Origin of the sequence: Streptomyces sp. AA1529 (assembly GCF_000280905.1) — a bacterium.
Taxonomy (GTDB): Bacteria; Actinomycetota; Actinomycetes; order Streptomycetales; family Streptomycetaceae; genus Streptomyces.
On the sequence record NZ_ALAP01000032.1, the window covers coordinates 156002 to 176096 of the forward strand.

Annotated in this window: 14 protein-coding genes and 1 pseudogene; all 15 read left to right on the top strand. The window is 73.5% G+C overall.

Annotation, left to right across the window (positions count from 1 at the left end; all coding sequences use genetic code 11):
- The first annotated feature begins 101 nt into the window (after positions 1-101).
- The 15 genes and pseudogenes from A949_RS0110020 to A949_RS0110095 all read left to right on the top strand — a co-directional run bounded on the left by A949_RS0110020 (position 102) and on the right by A949_RS0110095 (position 20037).
- A complete protein-coding gene (locus A949_RS0110020; protein WP_026004511.1) occupies positions 102-2351 on the top strand; it encodes a hypothetical protein in 2250 nt (749 codons plus the stop codon).
- Between the two features lie 72 nt (positions 2352-2423).
- The gene (locus A949_RS0110025) at positions 2424-4451 is read left to right on the top strand and encodes a PucR family transcriptional regulator (protein WP_019355875.1); all 2028 of its coding nucleotides are present in this window, start codon (positions 2424-2426) and stop codon (positions 4449-4451) included.
- A gap of 346 nt (positions 4452-4797) precedes the next feature.
- Positions 4798-6252 (top strand): aldehyde dehydrogenase family protein, encoded by a 1455-nt coding sequence (locus A949_RS0110030; RefSeq protein WP_019355876.1) that lies wholly within the window; start codon positions 4798-4800, stop codon positions 6250-6252.
- Between the two features lie 135 nt (positions 6253-6387).
- A complete protein-coding gene (locus A949_RS0110035) occupies positions 6388-6993 on the top strand; it encodes a TetR/AcrR family transcriptional regulator (protein ID WP_019355877.1) in 606 nt (201 codons plus the stop codon).
- A complete protein-coding gene (locus A949_RS0110040; protein WP_019355878.1) occupies positions 6990-7955 on the top strand; it encodes a hypothetical protein in 966 nt (321 codons plus the stop codon). The genes A949_RS0110035 and A949_RS0110040 overlap by 4 nt, the downstream gene beginning before the upstream one ends.
- Before the next feature lie 160 nt (positions 7956-8115).
- On the top strand, positions 8116-8883 hold the full coding sequence (locus tag A949_RS0110045; protein ID WP_019355879.1) for a metallophosphoesterase: 768 nt from the start codon (positions 8116-8118) through the stop codon (positions 8881-8883).
- Between the two features lie 152 nt (positions 8884-9035).
- Positions 9036-9182, top strand: coding sequence for a hypothetical protein (locus tag A949_RS38040; protein ID WP_019355880.1), 147 nt, complete (start codon positions 9036-9038; stop codon positions 9180-9182).
- Between the two features lie 788 nt (positions 9183-9970).
- Positions 9971-10387: pseudogene (locus tag A949_RS33025) on the top strand (LuxR C-terminal-related transcriptional regulator); the annotation flags it as partial.
- Positions 10388-10572: 185 nt separating this feature from the next.
- Positions 10573-12498, top strand: a complete 1926-nt coding sequence (locus A949_RS0110065) for an acyl-CoA dehydrogenase family protein (protein WP_019355883.1) — start codon at positions 10573-10575, stop codon at positions 12496-12498.
- A gap of 155 nt (positions 12499-12653) precedes the next feature.
- A complete protein-coding gene (dxr, locus tag A949_RS0110070; RefSeq protein WP_019355884.1) occupies positions 12654-13943 on the top strand; it encodes a 1-deoxy-D-xylulose-5-phosphate reductoisomerase in 1290 nt (429 codons plus the stop codon).
- Complete coding sequence (locus A949_RS0110075) at positions 13940-15244, top strand: M50 family metallopeptidase (protein ID WP_019355885.1); 1305 nt, start codon at positions 13940-13942, stop codon at positions 15242-15244. The genes dxr and A949_RS0110075 overlap by 4 nt, the downstream gene beginning before the upstream one ends.
- Before the next feature lie 167 nt (positions 15245-15411).
- Positions 15412-16569 (top strand): flavodoxin-dependent (E)-4-hydroxy-3-methylbut-2-enyl-diphosphate synthase, encoded by a 1158-nt coding sequence (gene ispG, locus A949_RS0110080; protein ID WP_026004512.1) that lies wholly within the window; start codon positions 15412-15414, stop codon positions 16567-16569.
- Positions 16570-16728: 159 nt separating this feature from the next.
- Entirely contained in the window at positions 16729-17574 is an 846-nt protein-coding gene (locus A949_RS0110085; RefSeq protein WP_026004513.1) for a GNAT family N-acetyltransferase, read from the top strand.
- 72 nt (positions 17575-17646) lie between these two features.
- Entirely contained in the window at positions 17647-18216 is a 570-nt protein-coding gene (locus tag A949_RS0110090) for a GNAT family N-acetyltransferase (protein WP_019355888.1), read from the top strand.
- A gap of 111 nt (positions 18217-18327) precedes the next feature.
- Positions 18328-20037 (top strand): proline--tRNA ligase, encoded by a 1710-nt coding sequence (locus tag A949_RS0110095; RefSeq protein WP_019355889.1) that lies wholly within the window; start codon positions 18328-18330, stop codon positions 20035-20037.
- The last annotated feature ends 58 nt before the right edge of the window (positions 20038-20095 follow it).

Consider the following 20095-nt stretch of genomic DNA (forward strand, 5'->3'; position numbering starts at 1 on the left):
GCCGGGCCAACTGACATGGTCAGCCGCTAGATTGGGGGGCAGGAGGGCGCCGGTCGCGTACCGGACCGGCGCGTCGGGGCGTCAGGGAGCTGAGGCAGCACATGGACATGGGGCTTCCCCACCGGAAGCAGGGCACGGGCAGCACACACCACACTGCCCCCACCCCCACCGGCCACCCCGCGGTCCCACCCCAACCGTCCGCGCCCCCCGCGGCCCCGGACCCGAGCGCCGCCCCCCTGGCCTCCGGAGTGGAGGCGGGCCCGCCACCCATGCCCTCCGGCGCCCCCCAGGGCGGCCCCCCGCTCGCCGACTGGCTGCGCCTGCCCCGCCCCCAGGCCGCCCCCGGCGTATGGCGCTGCGGCTACGAACAGCGCCCACCGGAAGACCCCGACCGCACCCCCGCCCGCCAACTCGTCAGCGGCGCCCTCATCTCCTTCCTCATGGGATGGCTGCTGTGGTCGCTGCTGTGGAACGGGTATCTGGGCAGCTACTGGCAGTGGCCGCTGGTCGCTCTCACTCCTGACTCGTGGCGGGAGGCCGGTGGCAACCAGGTCCTCTTCGTATGGGCTTCCTGGATCTACAACGGAGGCGTCTTCATCGGCCTCGCCTTCTTCTTCGGCCGTGTGGGCCGCTGGGACGAGTTGGCGCGGCGTGTGTGGGCGCGGCTCACCGGGCAGGGAGCACGGCGCCACGGCGGATTCGTCCCCGACACGGCAGCGGCGCCGGGGTCTGCGCACGCCCCCGTCCCCCCACCGCACCTCGACCCCGTCCAGTGGCCGGAGCTGCGGGCCGGGGGGGCCGGGCGGGCGGCCGAGGTGCTGGCCGGGGAGCTGGACGCCGGCCGGATGACGGATGTCGACCATGCCCGGCTGGAGCGCGCGTGGCAGACCGTACGGGCGCGGCCGCAGCGGCTGGAGGCGTTCGTCGAGAGTGTGCTGGCCCAGGGCGCGGAGGCCTGCGCGCACCCGTCGGGGGCCCGGGACCTGTCGGTGCGGGCGGCCCGGCACGATCTGTCACTGCGCCAGGTCCGCATCGGGCGGGCCGCCGACTCCGAGCGCAATCCGCACGAGTACCGCGGGGCCGGTATCGCGCTGGACCCCTCGTTGCTGGGCACGTCGGCGCTGGCCGTCGGTCCGCCCGGTACCGGCAAGACGAGCAGGCTGGCCCGCCCGGTGGTGGAGTCGCTCTGTCTGCAGGCGCTGGCCGGGCAGGCGGCGGTGATCGCGGTGAGTCCGGCGGGTTCGCAGTTCGTGCGCGACGACTCCTTCGACCTCGTCATCCGGCTCGGGCACCCGGGCTCGACGCACGATCTGGATCTGTACGGCGGGACGACGGATCCGGACGAGGCCGCGGGGATGCTCGCCGAGGGCCTGGTGGGGGATCTGGCCGCCACGCTGCCGGGGGGCGACAGCCGCCGCGCCGCGACGTCGCTGGCCCAGCTCATCGGCCCGTTCGCCGCGGTGCACGGCCGGTTCCCCACCGTCCCCGAGCTGCGCGAACTGCTGGACGGCGGTCCGGGCGCGCTCGATGCGCTGCGGGAGGCGCTGCGGGCCGGGGGACAGGGCGGGCAGCTTCGGGAGCTGGACGCCTTCGAGCGGCAGTCCGGGCGCGCGGGGGACATCGCCGCGCTGCTGGCGGACCGGATCGCGCTGCTGGACCGGCCCGCCTTCGCCGACTTCTTCCTGCCCGAGGGCAGCCCGAAGGCGGTGGGCCGGCGCCCGTTCTCGCTGCGTGCGCTGGAGCATCCATTGCGGGTCCGGGTGGACCTGCCCGAGCGGGGGCACGCGGAGGCGTCGCGGATCCTGGCCCGGCTGCTCCTCGCGCAGTTCACGGAGTGCGCGGTGGCCCGGGGTGACCAGTCGCTCTTCGCCTGCCTGGTGCTGGACGACGCGGCGCAGACCGTCACCCCGCAGGCGCTGCGGGGCCTGCAGCGGCTGCGCTCGGTGCACGCGGGCGTGCTGCTGACGCTGCGGGCGCTGGACGATGTGCCCGAGCCGCTCCGCGGGCCGCTGCTCGGGGCCGTGGGGTGCCGGATGGTGTGCGCGGGGGTCACACCGTGGGACGCGGAGCGGTTCGCCGAGGTGTGGGGTACCGAGTGGGTGCAGACCCGTACGGTCACCAATCGGCAGCTGGTCTCGGACGAGCCCGTCACCCGGGTCCTGCACGCGGTGCGGCGGCTGGCGACCGGCAAGCACGTGACGGCCGAGTCGGTGACCGTGCGCAGTGAGCAGCGGGAGCGCTGGTCCGCCTCCGACCTGGCCAACGAGCTGCAGCCGGAGCACGCGGTGCTCTCGGTGACCACGGTCCGCGGGGAACGTACGCCGCCGATCCTGACGAAGCTGGGGGAGTGATGCGCGTCCCGTTCCCGGGCCCCGCATCCGGGGGCCCGAATGGGGGCCGGCGGCTGTACCGTGAAGTGCGTTATGCCACCGACTCTTGCCGCGCTCGTCCAGAACTCCGCGCTCCGCCTCTCCGTGCTCGCAGGGCACGGCGGGCTGGACGCCACCGTGCGGTGGGCGCACTCCAGCGAGCTGGCCGATCCGACTCCGTACATGGACGGCGGGGAACTCATCCTCTTCACGGGGCTCAAGCTCGACGCGGACGACCGCGACGCGATGCGCGCCTATGTGGACAAGCTGGTGGGCAAGGGCGTGGTCGGGCTCGGCTTCGCGGCGGGTGTCAACTACGAGGGGGTGCCGCAGGCCCTGGTCGACGCCTGCCGCGGTGCGGACCTCCCGCTGCTGGAGGTGCCCCGGCGCACCCCGTTCATCGCGATCAGCAAAGCGGTGTCGGCGGACATCGCCGCAGAGCAGTACCGCGCGGTGAGTGCCGGGTTCGACGCGCAGCGGGAGATGACCCGCGCCGCGCTCTCCCGGGAGGGCCCCTCGGCGCTGCTCGCGCGGCTGGCCTCGCAGGTCGACGGGTGGGCGGCGCTCTACGACGCCTCCGGGTCGGTCGTCGCCACGGCTCCGGCCTGGGCGGTGCGCCGGGCGACCCGCTTCGTCGGCGACGCCGAGCGGCTGCGGGACCGGCCGGCTCCCGCCAGCGCGGTGGTCAGCGAGGGGGACGGCGGGGACGACCGGGTCGAACTCCAGTCGATCGGCAGCGGGCGCCGTGCCAAGGCGGTGCTGGCCGTCGGGACGGCGGCGCCGCTGGGCACGGCCGAGCGCTATGCCGTGAACTCGGCCATCGCGCTGCTGACCCTGACCATGGAGCGCTCCCGGGCGCTGCAGGAGGCGGAACAGCGGCTGGGTGCCGCGGTGCTCAAGATGCTGCTCGTCGGCGAGGGCGAGCACGCCCGTGCGGTGGCCGGGCAGCTCTACGGCGGTCTGCTGGACGCCCCGATGCGGGTGATCGTCGCGGAGCCGGCGTCGGCCGCTGCCGCGAGGTTCGCGCAGGAGGGCATCGCGGCGGTGCAGTCGGCCCAGTCCGCCGGGCCGCCTCCGGTGCCCACCGCGTCCGCGGTCCGGCCGTCGTCTCCCGTCCCCGCCGGGTATCTGGCGCGCGCGGGTGAGCTGTGCGGGCTGGCCGATCTGGCAGCCGCGGCGGGCACCGCCGCGGTGGTGCCCGCGTCGTCCGAGCCGGCGCGGCCCGGCGGCGTGCGGGCGTCGGCCAGGGCGTCCGCGAGGTCTTCCGCCAAGCAGTCGGCCCGGCCGTCCGCGACGGGGCCGGCAGCCTCGCAGCAGGCCGCCGGGAAGCCGCCGGCCGCCGGCGGATGGGACGGCCCGACCGGGGCGGCCACCGGGGCGGGGGCTTCCGCGGCCTCCGGTGTGGTGGTCGGCTCGGGCGGCCCGCAGGCCGACGCGTCGGACACGGGGCGGCTGAGCCGCATCGTCTGGCCGCTCGAGGAACTCGCGGACGCGGTCGAGACCGCGGCGGCGCGCAACGGCGAGGCGGTGCTGGTGGTGCCGGACGGGGCGCGACTGGTGGTGCTGGCGTCGGACGGCGGCGCGGCGGTTGCCGGGTGCGCGGAGTTCGCCGGTACGGCGTCAGCGGCGCGGCCCGGTCGGCGGTCCGGCGGGGGCGGCGAGGAGGGGCTGGCCATCGGTGTCTCGGCCCCGGTCGGTCTGGCCGCGGCCGCGGTGGCCTTCAAACAGGCGGATCAGGCGCTGTCGGTCGCCCGGCGGCGCGGGGTGGCGCTGGTGGAACACGAGGACGTCGCCGCGGGGTCGGTGCTGCCGCTGCTGGCCGACGACGCCGTCCGGGCCTTCGCGGACGGGCTGCTGCGCGCGCTGCGGGAACACGACGCGAACGGCAGGGGTGATCTGGTGGCGTCGCTGCGCGCCTGGCTGTCCCGGCACGGGCAGTGGGACGCGGCGGCGGCGGAGCTCGGGGTGCACCGCCACACGCTGCGGTACCGCATGCGCCGGGTGGAGGAGATCCTGGGCCGCTCTCTCGACGACCCGGACGTGCGGATGGAGCTCTGGCTGGCCCTGAAGGCCACCGGCTGACCCGCGCGCCGGCTGCTCCGTCCCGCGCGGCGTGCGCCGAGGGGGAGCCGAAGGGGGAGTCGACGGGCACTTCGCGGGCCGGTCGTCGATCCCGTCGCCGGGTGGTCGCCGGTCCGTCGCCGCGGGCCGTCCGGTGGAGCCGCGGGGTGGTCGCTCCCGCGGACCGGGTCGGGTACCGGGGCGTACGGGGACAACCCACGCGGAGCGCAGTGCGCCGCGTACAGTGCCAATCCGTATGACGGCACAGCCGAAGCACTCCACCCCGGCGAAGAAGCGGACGGGCCGCGACGCCCTACCGTGGACGCTGGAACCGAGGCACTCTCCCGCATCCGGAAGGCGATCCGCAGTGACGACAGCGACTTCCCCGCACGCATTCTGGCTCGCCGGCCGCAAGGCCACCGGCGACACCACGCTCGACGTCACCTCGCCCTGGGACGGCAGGCACGTCGGCAGCGTCAGCATCCCCACCTCCGCGCAGGTGGAGGAGGCCGTGGCCGCTGCCGCCGCGGTGGCCGGCGAGTTCTCCGCCACCCCCGCGCACGTCCGTGCCGCCGCGCTGGACCACCTCACCCGCCGTCTCGTGGAGCGCACGGACGAGATCGCCGAGCTGATCTCCGCGGAGAACGGCAAGCCGATGAAGTGGGCGCGCGGTGAGGTGGGCCGCTGCATCTCCGTCTTCCGCTGGGCGGCGGAGGAGGCCCGCCGCTTCAACGGGGGCGAGGCGCAGCGCCTGGACTCGGACGCGGGCGGCACGGGCCGGCTGGCCTTCACCCGCCGCTTCCCCTACGGCCCGGTCCTGGGGATCGCGCCGTTCAACTTCCCGCTCAACCTGTGCGCCCACAAGGTCGCCCCGGCGCTCGCGGTGGGCACCCCGATCATCCTCAAGCCGGCGCCCGCCACCCCGCTGTCCGGGCTGATCCTCGGCGAGCTGCTGGCCGAGACGGACCTGCCCGCGGGTTCCTGGTCGGTGCTGCCGGTGCCGAACGACCAGATGCCGGGCCTGGTGCAGGACGAGCGGCTGCCGATCATCTCCTTCACGGGCTCGGCGCCGGTCGGCTGGTCGATCCTGGACTCCGCACCGCGCAAGCGGGTCACCCTGGAGCTGGGCGGCAACGGTGCGGCGGTCGTGCTGGCCGACTACGCCTCCGAGGCGGACCTGGACTGGGCGGCCCGGCGCATCGCGACGTTCTCCAACTACCAGGCGGGCCAGTCCTGCATCTCGGTCCAGCGGGTCGTCGCCGACGCCTCGGTCTACGACCGGCTGGTTCCCAAGGTCGTGGCGGCCGTCGAGGCGCTCACCACCGGTGACCCCGCGGACGAGGCGACCGATGTGGGCCCGCTGGTGAGCGAGGACGCCGCACGCCGGGTCGAGTCGTGGATCGGCGAGGCCGTCTCGCGCGGCGCCAAGGTGCTCACGGGCGGCAAGCGGGACGGTGCGTCCGTGGAGCCGACGGTGCTGGAGAACGTGCCCGCCGACACGCAGATCGGCTGCGAGGAGGTCTTCGGGCCCGTCATGTCGTTCGTGAAGGTGAACGGCGAGCAGGAGGCCTTCGAGACCGTCAACGACTCCAGGTACGGCCTGCAGGCCGGGCTGTTCACCCACGACGTGCAGGCCGCCTTCCGTGCGCACCGCGCGCTGGAGGTCGGCGGGGTCGTCGTCGGCGACGTGCCGTCCTACCGGGCCGACCAGATGCCCTACGGCGGCGTCAAGGACTCCGGTGTGGGCCGTGAGGGCGTGCGGTTCGCGATGGAGGACTACACCTACGAGCGCGTCATGGTGCTCACCGGTCTCGACCTCTGACCCGTCCCTGTCCGGCGACGCGTGCTGCCGGGCGCTGCTGCGGAATCGCGGCGGCGCCCGGCAGGGGTGCGTCAGGGCGGGCACCGCCGTCCCGGTGGGGTGCCCGGAGGCCACCGGCTCTCTGTACCTACTGGTATGTACACTTCGGGTGTGGACGGTGGAGACACGGCGGACAGGCTGATCGAGGCCACCCAGGAACTCCTGTGGGAGCGCGGCTACGTGGGCACGAGCCCGCGGGCCATCCAGCGGCGTGCCGGAGCGGGCCAGGGCAGCATGTACCACCACTTCGGCGGCAAGCCCGATCTGGCCCGGGCCGCGGTGCACAGGAGCGCAGAGGAGCTGCGGACCCGGGCCGAGGCGGACCTCTCCGGCGCCGGAAGTGCGCTGGAGAGAGTGCGTACCTACCTCACCCGCGAGCGCGCGGTGCTGCGCGGCTGCCGGATCGGCGGACTCGCCCAGGATCCGGACGTGGTCGCCGATCCGGGACTGCGGGCCCCGCTGCGGGAGACCTTCGACCGGCTCCGCGCCCGCCTGGCGGAAGTGTTCGAAGAAGGCCGCACCGACGGGGAGTTCCGGCCGGACCTCGACCCGGCGGGAACAGCGGCCACCGTCGTCGCCGTCGTCCAGGGCGGCTATGTGCTCGCCCGTTCCGCCGGGCACCCCGGACCGTTCCACGAGGCCGTCGACGGTCTGCTGCGGCTCCTGGAGGCACACACCGCCGAGCCGGACGCCCGCGCATGACCGGCGAGGACACCGGGGCCGCTGCCGCCCCGCACGCCGCGAGCGGTCCGCCCGGGCCCGGTCCGGCGGTCCGCACCGTCGAAGGCGATCTCCCCGGAACCGAGCTGGGCGTCTGCGACGCCCACGACCACCTCTTCCTGCGCAGTCCGCGGCTGCCGGGGCAGGAACTGACCGACGTGGACGCCGCGGAGCGGCAGTTGCGGGCCTTCGCCGAGCACGGTGGTCGCAGCCTCGTGCAGTGGACGCCCCACGGGATGGGCCGTCACTCCGGTGCGCTGGCCGACCTCGCCCGGCGCACCGGAGTGCGGCTCGTCGCCGCGACCGGACTGCACCAGGCCCAGCACCACACCGGGGAGCTGCCGTCCGATCCGGCGGCCCTGTTCGTGCAGGAGCTGACCCGCGGGATGCGCGGCGGGGTGTGCGGCGAAGCGCCGCGGGCCGGTCTGATCAAGGTCGCCGGCGACTTCCACGGGCTCGGCCGGCACGCACGGTGGACGATGGCGGCCGCGGCCGAGGCGCACCGGGCGACGGGGGCGCCGATCGCGGTGCACCTGGAGTCGGGCACCGGCGCAGCCGAGGTGCTGGACCACCTGTGCGGGCGGCAGGGGGTGCCGCCCTCCGGCGTGCTGCTGGGCCACGTGGGGCGGTGCCCGGACCCGCGCATGCAGCGGGCGGCTGCCGCCTCGGGTGCCTGGCTGGTCTTCGACGGGCCGTCGCGCACCCATCACGCGACGGACTGGCGCCTGTTCGACAGCCTCGTCGAGCTGTTCGAGCACGGGTACGGAGACCGGCTGCTGATGGGCGGGGACACCGTCACGGCGACAGCCCGCGCGGAGACGGGGGTGCCGTATGTGGCGCGCGCACTGCGCCCCCGTGTCGCCGACGAGTTGGGCGCCGCCGCGGCGCGGCAGATCTTCGAGGTCAACCCTCGGCGGGCTCTCGCCGTCCATTGGAAGGGCTGAGCGGCCGTACCCGGCCCGATCCGACGGCAAGGACCGGGGGCGGCCCGGACCGAGCCGAGTACGACCCGAACCGAACCGAATCCGGCCTGAGCCGAGGGCAGTACGAGCCCTGGACCGGGCCGATCACGAAACCTGGACCGAGCCGAGTGAGGATCCACGCATGTTCACCTTCGCGCAGTTCAGCGACATCCATCTCGGCCAGGACCGGGGCGACGGCGGCGCACGCGCCCGTGAACGCACCGAGCGCGTGCTGGCCTGCCTCTCGGGGGTGCTCGACGGACTCGACGCCGTCCTGCTCACGGGGGACATCGCCGACCACGGCCGGGAGGACGAGTACACGCTGGCGGCGAAGCTCTTCGCCGACCACGGCGTGCAGCCGCTGATCTGCCCCGGCAACCACGATGCGCGCGGCGCCTACCGCGCGGTGCTGCGGCACGGCGACGCCGCCGACACCTCGCCCGTCGACGAGGTGCACCGGCTGCCCGGCGCCACCTTCCTGATGTGCGACTCCAGCGTGCCCGGGAAGGGGCACGGCCGCCTCGACGACGCCACGCTCGGCTGGGTCGACCGGGAACTCGCCCGGACCCCGGACGACGCGCCCGCGTTCGTGTGCTTCCACCATCCGCCCGTACCGCTGTACGGCCAGTACGTCGATCCGATCCGGCAGTTCGGGGAGGAACGGCTGGCCGAGGTCCTCGGCAGGCACGGCACGGTGGCGGGGCTGCTGTGCGGGCACAGCCACACCCCGGCCGTGACCAGCTTCGCGGGGGTGCCGCTGGTCGCCGCACCCGGTGTGGTCTCCACGCTGAAGATGCCCTGGGAGGGCGAGGAGGGCGGGCCGGTCGACTACACGCTGCCCCCGGTGATCGCCTTCCACGTCCTCGCCGACGAGGGCAGGTTGACCACCCACTTCCGGGTCGTGCCCTGAGCCGCGGCCGGTCCCGGAACCGGGAGGGCGGGCGACTGCCGCAACCCGCCGCTGCACGTCGGCCGGCCGCACTACAGTGCTGCGGGGAACGTGATTCCGGGACACTCATGTGCGAAGCGCGGAGCGGGGAGTCCGCAGGAGGGGTGGGGGCCATGCGTCCGGGCAAGGAGTGGCGGCACCGGCGGATCTGCCGCGTCCTGACCGTCGCCGTGGCGGCTGTGGCGCTGCTGCTGCTGATCGTCACCGTCGTACTGACGCTCGGCGGCCATCCGGCCGCCGGGAGCAGCGCCGCGCCCTGAGGCCCTCGGCGGCCGCGGATTCCCCCCGGCCCGTGGCCCGCCCCCCGTTCCCGGGGCGCGGCGCTCTCCCTGGCATCCGACAGTACGCACGGCGCCGGTGCCGGTCGTCACCGTTCGGCGGTAATCGCGGATGACGGGAGTTCGGCCCGCTGCGGTAGCCCGGGCCCGGCCTCGTACCAGGGCGGTGGTGCGCGACTGCCGCGGACGGCGCGCCCGGTGGACGAGCATCCCGCCGGGCTGTCGCTACGCTGCGGCGATGCGGAGTGCGACGGTCCGGGCCCGGGCGCGTCTCGGGGTCGAGCGGGTGCCGGCGGGGGTGTACGACGGTGTGATCGCGCTCGCCATCACGGCGGTCAGCCTGCTGCTGGGCAACGACCGCGTCCCGGCGGGCTGGTCGGGCCTCGACCCGCCGGGCGTCGCGCTGACCTGTGCGGTGAACCTGCCGCTCGCCGCCCGCCGCCGGTTTCCGAGCACGCTGTGCCTGCTGGTCCTGGCCCTCTGGGCGGTGTACGTGGCGCTGGACTACTGGCCGGTCGTCAACTCCCTGGGGCCGCTCCTCGCGCTCTGCACCGTCGCGGTCCTGCGCCCGATGCGCCAGGCGGTGCTGTGCGCCCTGCTGCTCGCGGCGGTGTGGAACCTCGCCGGTACGACGGGTGCGGAGAGCTCCTGGGCCACCGTCCCGGGGCAGAGCCTGCTCTGCCCCGGTGTCCTGTGCGGATTCGGTCACCTCGCCCGCAAGGCGGCCCGGCGCAACGTGGAACTGGACCGGCTGACCGACCAGTTGCGGAGCGAGCGGGCGGGGGCCGGTGCTCAAGGACACCGGGCCGCAGCGGCTGCTGGCCGCCGTCGCCGCCGTCGCGGAGGGCGACACCCTCTTCGCGCCGAGCGTCACCCGGCGGCTCGTGGAGGCATACGCGCCGCGGGCGGAACGGCCGGCCGCACCGGCCGGGACCCTCGACCAGCTCACCGGGCGGGAGCTGGACGTCCTCCGGCTGGTGGCGGGGGGACTGTCCGATCCCGGGATCGCCCAGGCCCTGGTGATCAGCGAGTCGACCGTCAAGACGCACCTCAACCGGACGATGGCCGAGCTGGGCATCGGCTCCCGTGCCCAGGCCGTCGTGCTCGCCTACGAGACCGGACTGGTCGTCCCGGGCGGCGGCGGGCCGCGGGAGCCGGGCGGACAGTGCCCCCGGTCCGGTCGGTGAACAGCCCGGCGCGCGGTGCGGAGGAGCTTCTGCTGCGCGGCGTCTGGCAGGCCCGGGGCGAATCGGGTACATACGACCGAGTGGTACCCGGCGGTGGTCGGGGCGGTTCCCGCTCCGCGGCCGGCTCCCGTCGGTACCGTTCCCGCACCGCGTGTCCGCCTCCACACCGTTTCGAGGTGAGTGAGATGACCGTCTCCGAGCGTGCAGCACGCGAAGTCGCCGAGGCTGCCCGGGAGAAGGACTGGCGCAAGCCCAGCTTCGCCAAGGAGCTGTTCCTCGGCCGCTTCCGCCTCGACCTCATCCACCCGCACCCGGAACCGGCGGCCGAGGACGCCGCACGGGGCGAGGAATTCCTGGCCCGGCTGCGCGAGTTCGCCACCACCGGAATCGACGGGGCGCTGATCGAGCGGGAGTCCCGGATCCCGGACGAGGTGCTCGGCGGCCTCAAGGAACTCGGCGCGCTCGGCATGAAGATCGGCACCGAGTACGGCGGCCTCGGGCTCACCCAGGTGTACTACAACAAGGCGCTCGCGCTGGTCAGCTCCGCCAGTCCCGCGGTCGGGGCCCTGCTCTCGGCACACCAGTCCATCGGTGTGCCGCAGCCGGTCAAGCTGTTCGGCAGCCGGCAGCAGAAGGACGCCTACCTGCCGCGCTGCGCGCGCACCGACATCTCCGCCTTCCTGCTGACCGAGCCCGACGTGGGCTCCGATCCGGCCCGGCTGGCGACGACGGCCGTGCCGGACGGCGACGACTACGTCCTCGACGGTGTGAAGCTGTGGACGACCAACGGGGTGATCGCCGACCTGCTGGTGGTCATGGCACGGGTCCCCGAACCGGATCCCGACGACCCGCGGCGCGCCGAAGGGCACCGGGGCGGCATCTCGGCCTTCGTCGTCGAGGCCGGCTCGGAGGGCATCACCGTGGAGAACCGCAACGCCTTCATGGGGCTGCGCGGCATCGAGAACGGCGTGACCCGCTTCCACCGGGTGCGGGTTCCGGCCGCCGACCGGATCGGTCCCGAGGGCGCCGGGCTCAGGATCGCGCTGACCACCCTGAACACGGGCCGGCTGTCGCTGCCGGCCACCTGTGCGGGCAGCGGGAAATGGTGTCTGAAAATCGCCCGCGAGTGGTCCCGGGAACGGGTCCAGTGGGGGAGGCCGGTCGCCGAGCACGAGGCCGTCGGCAGCAAGATCTCCTTCATCGCGGCGACCACCTTCGCCCTCGAAGCGGTCCTGGACCTGTCCTCGCAGATGGCCGACGAGGACCGCAACGACATCCGGATCGAGGCCGCCCTCGCCAAGCTCTACGGCAGTGAGATGGCCTGGCGGATGGCGGACGAGCTGGTGCAGATCCGCGGCGGCCGGGGCTACGAGACCGCCGAGTCGCTGGCGGCCCGCGGCGAACGCGGCGTTCCGGCCGAGCAACTGCTGCGCGACCTGCGGATCAACCGGATCTTCGAGGGCTCGACCGAGGTCATGCACCTGCTGATCGCCCGGGAGGCCGTGGACGCGCATCTGTCGGTGGCCGGGGACCTGATCGACCCGGACAAGACGCTCGCCGACAAGGGCAGGGCGGCGGTCGGCGCCGGCGCGTTCTACGCGAAATGGCTGCCCGGGCTGGTCGCCGGTCCCGGCCGGATGCCGGGCGCCTACGGTGAGTTCGCCGCCCTGGCGGGGCATCTGCGCTACGTCGAGCGCGCCGCCCGCAAGCTGGCCCGCGCCACCTTCTACGCCATGTCCAGGTGGCAGGGCCGGATGGAGACGAAACAGGGGTTCCTCGGCCGCGTCGTCGACATCGGCGCCGAACTGTTCGCGATGAGCGCCGCCTGCGTGCGGGCCGAGAAGCTGCGGCGCGACGGCACCGACGGGCAGGCCGCGCACCAACTGGCCGACGCCTTCTGCCGGCAGTCCCGCCTCCGGGTCGAGGAGCTCTTCGGACGCCTGTGGCACAACACCGATGACCTGGACGGCACGGTCGTCCGCCAGGTCCTGGCCGGGGCCTACAGCTGGCTGGAGGACGGCGTCGTCGACGCGTCCACCGAGGGCCCCTGGATCGCCGACGCCGCGCCCGGGCCCACGGAGAGGGAGAACGTGCACCGCCGCGTCCCGTGACCGGTCGACTTCCGGCCACCCCGGGGCGTGGGGACGGCGGGGCCCGGGCGTCCCGGGGCGCCCGGGCCCCGGCGCGCATACCGGATTCCCGCGCGCCCCCTGCTCCGCGCCGGTGCGCTGTCCGGTCCCGTCCGGAGAGCGGACACAATAGGGGCATGACCGACTCCCTCGCTGACCCGCATCTGCGCCATCCCGGCACCGGGCCGTCCGGCAACGGCCCGGCGGCAGCGTCGCCGGCGGGCGCACCGCGCGACATCGTGATCCTCGGCTCGACGGGTTCGATCGGCACGCAGGCCGTCGACGTCGTGCTGAAGAACCCCGGCCGGTTCCGGGTGACCGCCTTGGCGGCCTCGGGCGGCCGCGTGGACCTGCTCGCCGAGCAGGCGCGGCTGCTGCGGGTGGGCACGGTCGCCGTGGCCCGTACGGAGGCGGTGCCCGATCTGCGCGCGGCGCTGCGCGCGGCCTACGGCAGCAAGGAGCCGCTGCCCGAGGTGCTGGCCGGGCCGGACGCGGCGACGGAGCTGGCCGGCTCGCCGTGCCACACGGTGCTCAACGGCATCACCGGTTCCATCGGCCTGGCGCCCACCCTGGCGGCGCTGGAGGCCGGCCGGGTCCTGGCGCTGGCCAACAAGGAATCCCTCATCGTCGGCGGGCCGCTGGTCAAGGCGCTGGCGCGGCCGGGCCAGATCGTGCCCGTCGACTCGGAGCACTCCGCGCTGTTCCAGGCGCTGCTCGGCGGTACCCGTGCCGAGGTGCGGAAGCTCCTGGTCACCGCCTCGGGCGGGCCGTTCCGGGGACGCAGCAGGTCCGAGCTGGCCGAGGTGACCCCGCGCGAGGCGATGGCGCACCCGACCTGGGAGATGGGCCCGGTCATCACCGTGAACTCGGCCACCCTGGTCAACAAGGGCCTGGAGGTGATCGAGGCCCACCTGCTGTACGACATCCCGTTCGAGCGCATCCAGGTGGTGGTCCATCCGCAGTCCGCGGTCCACTCGATGGTGGAGTTCACGGACGGCTCCACTCTCGCCCAGTGCGGACCTCCCGACATGCGGCTGCCGATCGCACTCGGCCTCGGCTGGCCCGAGCGGGTCCCGGACGCCGGACCGGTCTTCTCCTGGACGGAGGCGATGTCCTGGGACTTCTACCCGCTGGACGAGGAGGCGTTCCCCGCCGTGCCGCTGGCGTGCCGGGTGGGTGCGCTGGGCGGAACGGCCCCCGCGGTGTTCAACGCCGCGAACGAGGAGTGCGTCGAGGCGTTTCTGGCCGGAAGGCTGCCGTTCACGGGCATCGTGGATACGGTGGCCGCTGTGGTCGAGGAGCACGGCACGCCGGGCGGAACCGGGCTGACCCTCTCCGATGTCCTCGCCGCAGAGAAGTGGGCGCGTGCCCGCGCCCGTGACCTGGCGGCACGTTCCGCCACAGCAACAGCGGAGGCCCGCGCATGACGGCGCTCATGACCATCCTCGGCATAGTCGTCTTCGTCGTCGGCCTGCTGTTCTCCATCGCCTGGCACGAGTTGGGCCACTTCTCCACGGCCAAGATGTTCGGTGTCCGGGTTCCGCAGTTCATGGTCGGCTTCGGCCCCACTCTGTGGTCCAAGCACAAGGGCGAGACCGAGTACGGGATCAAGGCCGTGCCGCTCGGCGGCTACATCCGCATGATCGGCATGTTCCCACCGGGGGACGACGGGGCCGTGCGGCAGCGCTCCTCCTCGCCGTTCCGCGGCATGATCGAGGACGCCCGTTCGGCCGCGTACGAGGAGCTCAAGCCGGGGGACGAGCAGCGGATGCTCTACACCCGCAAGCCGTGGAAGCGCGTCGTCGTGATGTTCGCCGGGCCGTTCATGAACCTGGTGCTGGCCGTGGTGATCTTCCTGCTGGTGCTGATGACCTTCGGCGTCAACACCCAGACCACCACCGTCTCCACGGTCTCGGAGTGCGTGATCCCGGCCTCGGCGCAGAGCGACAAGTGTCCCGGGGGCGCCAAGGACTCCCCGGCCAAGGCCGCCGGACTGCAGCCGGGTGACAAGATCGTCTCCTTCGACGGGAAGCGCGTCGAGGACTGGGGGGCACTCCAGCGGAGCATCCGCGACACCACCGGACCCGCGACCCTGACCGTCGAGCGGGACGGCGCACGGCGGACACTGCACGCCGACCTGATCGAGAACAAGGTCGCCAAGTCCGACGGCCACGGCAGCTATGTGCCCGACGAGTACGTCTCCGCCGGGTTCCTCGGCTTCACCCCGGCCAGCGGGATCGTGCAGCAGTCGTTCCCGCAGGCCGTGGACCGGATGGGCGACATGATGGCCAACGGCGTGGAAGCGCTGATCGCCCTGCCGGGCAAGGTGCCCGACCTGTGGAACGCGGCCTTCGACGGTGCCGAGCGCAAGCAGGACTCGCCGATGGGCGTGGTGGGCGCGGCGCGGGTCGGCGGTGAGGTCTTCTCGCTCGACATCCCGCCGAGCCAGCGGGTGGCGACGATGCTCTTCCTGGTGGCCGGGTTCAATCTGAGCCTGTTCCTGTTCAACATGCTGCCGCTGCTGCCGCTGGACGGCGGACACATCGCGGGAGCGGTGTGGGAGTCGCTCCGGCGGAATCTGGCCAAGGTCTTCCGGCGGCCCGACCCCGGCCCCTTCGACGTCGCCAAGCTGATGCCCATCGCCTACGTGGTGGCCGGGATCTTCCTGTGCTTCACCCTTCTGGTGCTGGTGGCGGACGTGGTCAATCCGGTCAGACTCACCGGCTGACCGGACCCCGGTCCGACACGCGGACGCCCATGCGATTCCTGCATGGGCGTCATGGAATGCGGCATATTTCCCCGACGATGTGCCCGGTGCGACGGCAGTGCCGTAATCTCGGGGGCCGGAGCCCGCTGAACCCGGGACTTGAACGACACCGTTGGGGTTGCACGCTGATGACAGCGATTTCGCTCGGAATGCCGGACGTCCCGGCCAAGCTCGCCGACCGCAGGGTGAGCCGGAAGATCCAGGTAGGACCGGTCGCGGTGGGTGGGGACGCGCCCGTGTCCGTGCAGTCCATGACCACGACCCGCACCGCGGACATCGGCCCGACGCTGCAGCAGATCGCGGAGCTGACGGCGTCCGGCTGCCAGATCGTCCGCGTGGCGTGCCCCACCCAGGACGACGCCGACGCGCTCGCCACGATCGCCCGCAAGTCGCAGATCCCGGTGATCGCCGACATCCACTTCCAGCCGAAGTACGTCTTCCAGGCCATCGACGCCGGCTGTGCGGCCGTCCGGGTGAACCCCGGCAACATCAAGCAGTTCGACGACAAGGTCAAGGAGATCGCCACCGCGGCCTCCGCCGCCGGCACCCCCATCCGGATCGGCGTCAACGCGGGCTCCCTGGACAAGCGGCAACTGGAGAAGTACGGCAAGGCCACCCCCGAGGCGCTGGTCGAGTCCGCGCTGTGGGAGTGCTCGCTCTTCGAGGAGCACGGCTTCCGCGACATCAAGATCTCGGTCAAGCACAACGACCCCGTCGTGATGGTCAACGCCTACCGGCTGCTGGCCGAGCGCTGCGACTACCCGCTGCACCTCGGCGTCACCGAGGCCGGCCCCGCCTTCCAGGGCACCATCAAGTCGGCCGTCGCCTTCGGCGCCCTGCTCAGCGAGGGCATCGGCGACACGATCCGGGTCTCCCTCTCGGCGCCGCCCGCCGAGGAGGTCAAGGTCGGCATCCAGATCCTGGAGTCCCTCGGGCTGCGCCAGCGCGGCCTGGAGATCGTCTCCTGCCCCTCCTGCGGCCGCGCCCAGGTGGACGTCTACAAGCTCGCCGACGAGGTCACCGCGGGCCTGGAGGGCATGGACGTGCCGCTCCGCGTCGCCGTCATGGGCTGCGTCGTCAACGGTCCCGGTGAGGCCCGGGAGGCCGACCTCGGCGTCGCCTCCGGCAACGGCAAGGGGCAGATCTTCGTCAAGGGCGAGGTCATCAAGACCGTCCCCGAATCCAAGATCGTCGAGACGCTCATCGACGAGGCCATGAAGATCGCCGAGCAGATGGAGAAGGACGGCGTCATCTCCGGCGAGCCCGTGGTCACCACGGCGGGCTGAGCCCGGCCCCGGCGCTCCGCCGGCTCCGGACCCTCCTGCGACGCCGCAGCCGCCGCGCGGCCGAGACGGTCGTGCGGCGGCGCGCTGCTGGGCGCCCGGGTACAGTGCCAGCAGATCGTCCTTCACGCCCGCGGGCCGCACGGTGAGGCATCGAGACCGTTGTTGACCACCACCTCCACCAAGGTCGTCGAACCGGCCGAACTGCAGGAAGCGCTCGCCGTCCTGCGCCGGGAGCCGGTCAATAACGCGTTCGTCGCCGCCCGCGTGCAGACCGCCGGGCTCGACCCCTGGCGGCTGGGCGGCGAGATGTGGGGCTGGTACCGGGACGGCACCCTGGAGGCCCTCTGCTACAACGGCGCCAACCTGGTCCCGCTGTGCGCCGGACCCGAGGCCGTCCGCGCGTTCGCCGAGCGGGCGCGCCGCCAGGGCCGCCGCTGCTCGTCCATCGTCGGCCCCGCCGGCCCGACCGCCGCGCTGTGGTCCTGGCTGGAGCCGCACTGGGGGCCGGCCCGCGAGGTGCGGGCCAACCAGCCGCTGCTGGTCACCGACCGGGTACCGTCCGGCACTCCGCCCGACCCGCTGGTGCGCCGCGTCGCCAAGGACGAGATGGACCTGGTGCTGCCCGCCTGCGTGGCCATGTTCACCGAGGAGGTCGGCGTCTCCCCGCTCGCCGGCGACGGCGGACTCGTCTACCAGGCGCGGGTCGCCGAGCTCGTCGGCACCGGACGTTCCTTCGCCCGCATCGAGGACGGCCGGGTCGTCTTCAAGGCGGAGATCGGCGCCGTCACCCCCTACGCCTGCCAGATCCAGGGCGTCTGGGTGGCACCGGACCGGCGCGGCGAGGGCCTCTCGGAGACCGGCATGGCCGCCGTGGTCGAACACGCGCTGCGCGACGTCGCCCCGCTCGTGAGCCTGTACGTCAACGACTTCAACACGCCCGCCCGCGCCGCCTACCGCCGCGTCGGCTTCCGCGAGGTCGGCGCGTTCATGAGCGTCCTGTTCTGAGCCCGCGCCCCGGTGGGGCCGCGCTGCGCGGCCTCTTCGCGCGGGACCTGCCGAGGAAGTAGCCTCCCGGCCATGCCGCACACAGCCGGGAGATCGCTCCCGGACCCCCGGAGCGTGGTCACCGGCCCGCTCGACCTCGCCGTCCGCGTCGACGAGGCGCTGGCCGTCCAGGCCGTCGCCTTCGGACTGACCGACGACGAGATCGGCGTCCGCAGGCACATCGTGGTGCGGCACATGACCTCGCCGGGTGCGCGGGCGCTGGGCGCCGCCACCGAGGAAGGCCGGCTGGTCGGCTTCGTCTACGGCATGCCGAACGACCGCTCCCAGTGGTGGTCGACGGTGGTGGAGCCCTATCTGGCCCGGCACGGCTGCCAGGACTGGCTGGACGACACCTTCGTGATCACGGAGCTGCATGTGCACCCCGCCTTCCAGCACCGCGGGATCGGGCGCGAGCTGATCACCCGGCTCACCGACGCGGCCACCGAACCGCGGTCCCTGCTGTCGGCCCTCGACCTCGACAGCCCGGCCCGCGCCCTCTACCGCAACCTGGGATACCGCGACCTGGCCCGCCGGGTGCAGTTCCCCAGCGCTCCGCAGCCGTACGCGGTGATGGGCGCGTGGCTGCCGCTGGCGCGGGACTGAGCGCGGCCGCCGGACCGGCATCTCGTTTCCGTGCTGCCGGTCCGGGCCGATAGGCTCCGCACCGACGTGTTCCGTCACTCATCGCGAGTACAGCCCCGAGCAGGAGTCCCCATGGCAGCCCGTGTCCAGCGTTTGTCCAGGTCGATGCTGAAGACGCTGCGTGACGACCCGGCCGACGCGGAGACACTCAGCCACAAGCTGCTGGTCCGCGCCGGGTTCGTACGCCGCACCGCAGCCGGGATCTGGACGTGGCTCCCGCTGGGCAAGCAGGTGCTGGAGAACGTCACCCGCGTCGTCCGCGAGGAGATGGACGCCATCGGCGGCCAGGAGGTGCTGCTCCCGGCGCTGCTGCCCAAGGAGCCCTACGAGGTCTCCGGCCGCTACGAGGAGTACGGCGACCTGCTCTTCCGCCTCAAGGACCGGAAGGGGGGCGACTATCTGCTCGGCCCCACGCACGAGGAGATCTTCACCCAGGTCGTCAAGGACCAGTGCACCTCGTACAAGGACCTGCCGGTCACGGTCTACCAGATCCAGACCAAATACCGTGACGAGGCCCGCCCCCGCTCGGGCATCCTGCGCGGGCGCGAGTTCACCATGAAGGACTCCTACTCCTTCGACGTCTCCGACGAGGGCCTGGCCGAGTCCTACGCCGCGCACCGCGTCGCCTACCGGCGCATCTTCGAGCGCCTGGGCCTGGACTACCGCATCGTCTCGGCGGTCTCCGGGGCCATGGGCGGCTCCGCCTCGGAGGAGTTCCTGGCGCCCGCCGCGGCTGGCGAGGACACCTTCGTGCAGTGCCCGCAGTGCGGCTACGCGGCCAACACCGAGGCCGTCTCCGTCACGCTCCAGCCCGCCACGACCGAGGGCCACGACCCGGTCGAGAAGCTGGACACCCCCGACACGCCCACCATCGAGACGCTCGCCGGGCACCTGGGCGTGCCCGCCTCGGCGACGCTGAAGAACCTGCTGGTCAAGGTGGACGGCGAGATCACCGCGGTCGGCGTCCCCGGCGACCGCGAGGTGGACCTGGGCAAGCTCGGCGAGCAGCTCGCGCCCGCCACCGTCGAGCTGGTCACCGCGGAGGACTTCGAGGGCCGCCAGGACCTGGTCCGCGGCTACGTGGGACCGCAGGGCGGCATGGCAGGCAAGGCGTTCCGCTACCTCGCCGACCCGCGGATCGCGCCCGGCACCGCCTGGATCACGGGTGCCAACGAGGAGGGCAAGCACGCCCGCAACGTGGTCTGCGGACGGGACTTCGAGGTCGACCAGTACCTCGACGTCGTCGTCGTCGAGCCGGGCGACCCCTGCCCGAACTGCGGAGCCGGCATCGAGCTGGACCGCGCCATCGAGATCGGCCACATCTTCCAGCTCGGCCGCAAGTACGCCGACGCGTTCGAGCTCGACGTACTCGGCCAGGACGGCAAGCCGGTCCGGGTGACGATGGGCTCCTACGGCATCGGCGTCTCGCGCGCCGTGGCCGCGCTGGCCGAGCAGCACGCCGACGAGCACGGCCTGTACTGGCCGCGCGAGGTGGCGCCCGCCGATGTGCATGTGGTCGCGGCGGGCAAGGCCCAGCAGACCGAGGCCGCGCTGGAGATCGCCGACCGGCTCGGCGCGGCGGGCGTGCGGGTGCTGGTGGACGACCGCACGAGCGTCTCCCCGGGGGTGAAGTTCACCGACGCGGAGCTGATCGGGGTGCCGACCATCCTGATCGCCGGGCGGGGCATCAAGGACGGCCGTGTCGAGCTCAAGGACCGGCGCACCGGCGAGCGCGAGGAGCTCCCCGTCGAGGAGGCTCTCGCGCGGCTCACCCGGGGCTGACCTCGCTCCTCCGGCACTGACCGGTTCCGGCCCGGTGCGGGATCCCCGCACCGGGCCG

Excerpts from the sequence above, each read along its gene's own strand:
- A949_RS0110020 (WP_026004511.1), top strand. The coding sequence starts at position 102 with ATGGACATGGGGCTTCCCCACCGGAAGCAGGGCACGGGCAGCACACAC.
- A949_RS0110025 (WP_019355875.1), top strand. The coding sequence starts at position 2,424 with ATGCCACCGACTCTTGCCGCGCTCGTCCAGAACTCCGCGCTCCGCCTC.
- A949_RS0110035 (WP_019355877.1), top strand. The coding sequence starts at position 6,388 with ATGTACACTTCGGGTGTGGACGGTGGAGACACGGCGGACAGGCTGATC.
- A949_RS0110040 (WP_019355878.1), top strand. The coding sequence starts at position 6,990 with ATGACCGGCGAGGACACCGGGGCCGCTGCCGCCCCGCACGCCGCGAGC.
- A949_RS0110045 (WP_019355879.1), top strand. The coding sequence starts at position 8,116 with ATGTTCACCTTCGCGCAGTTCAGCGACATCCATCTCGGCCAGGACCGG.
- A949_RS38040 (WP_019355880.1), top strand. The coding sequence starts at position 9,036 with ATGCGTCCGGGCAAGGAGTGGCGGCACCGGCGGATCTGCCGCGTCCTG.
- A949_RS0110065 (WP_019355883.1), top strand. The coding sequence starts at position 10,573 with ATGACCGTCTCCGAGCGTGCAGCACGCGAAGTCGCCGAGGCTGCCCGG.
- dxr (WP_019355884.1), top strand. The coding sequence starts at position 12,654 with ATGACCGACTCCCTCGCTGACCCGCATCTGCGCCATCCCGGCACCGGG.
- A949_RS0110075 (WP_019355885.1), top strand. The coding sequence starts at position 13,940 with ATGACGGCGCTCATGACCATCCTCGGCATAGTCGTCTTCGTCGTCGGC.
- ispG (WP_026004512.1), top strand. The coding sequence starts at position 15,412 with ATGACAGCGATTTCGCTCGGAATGCCGGACGTCCCGGCCAAGCTCGCC.
- A949_RS0110090 (WP_019355888.1), top strand. The coding sequence starts at position 17,647 with ATGCCGCACACAGCCGGGAGATCGCTCCCGGACCCCCGGAGCGTGGTC.
- A949_RS0110095 (WP_019355889.1), top strand. The coding sequence starts at position 18,328 with ATGGCAGCCCGTGTCCAGCGTTTGTCCAGGTCGATGCTGAAGACGCTG.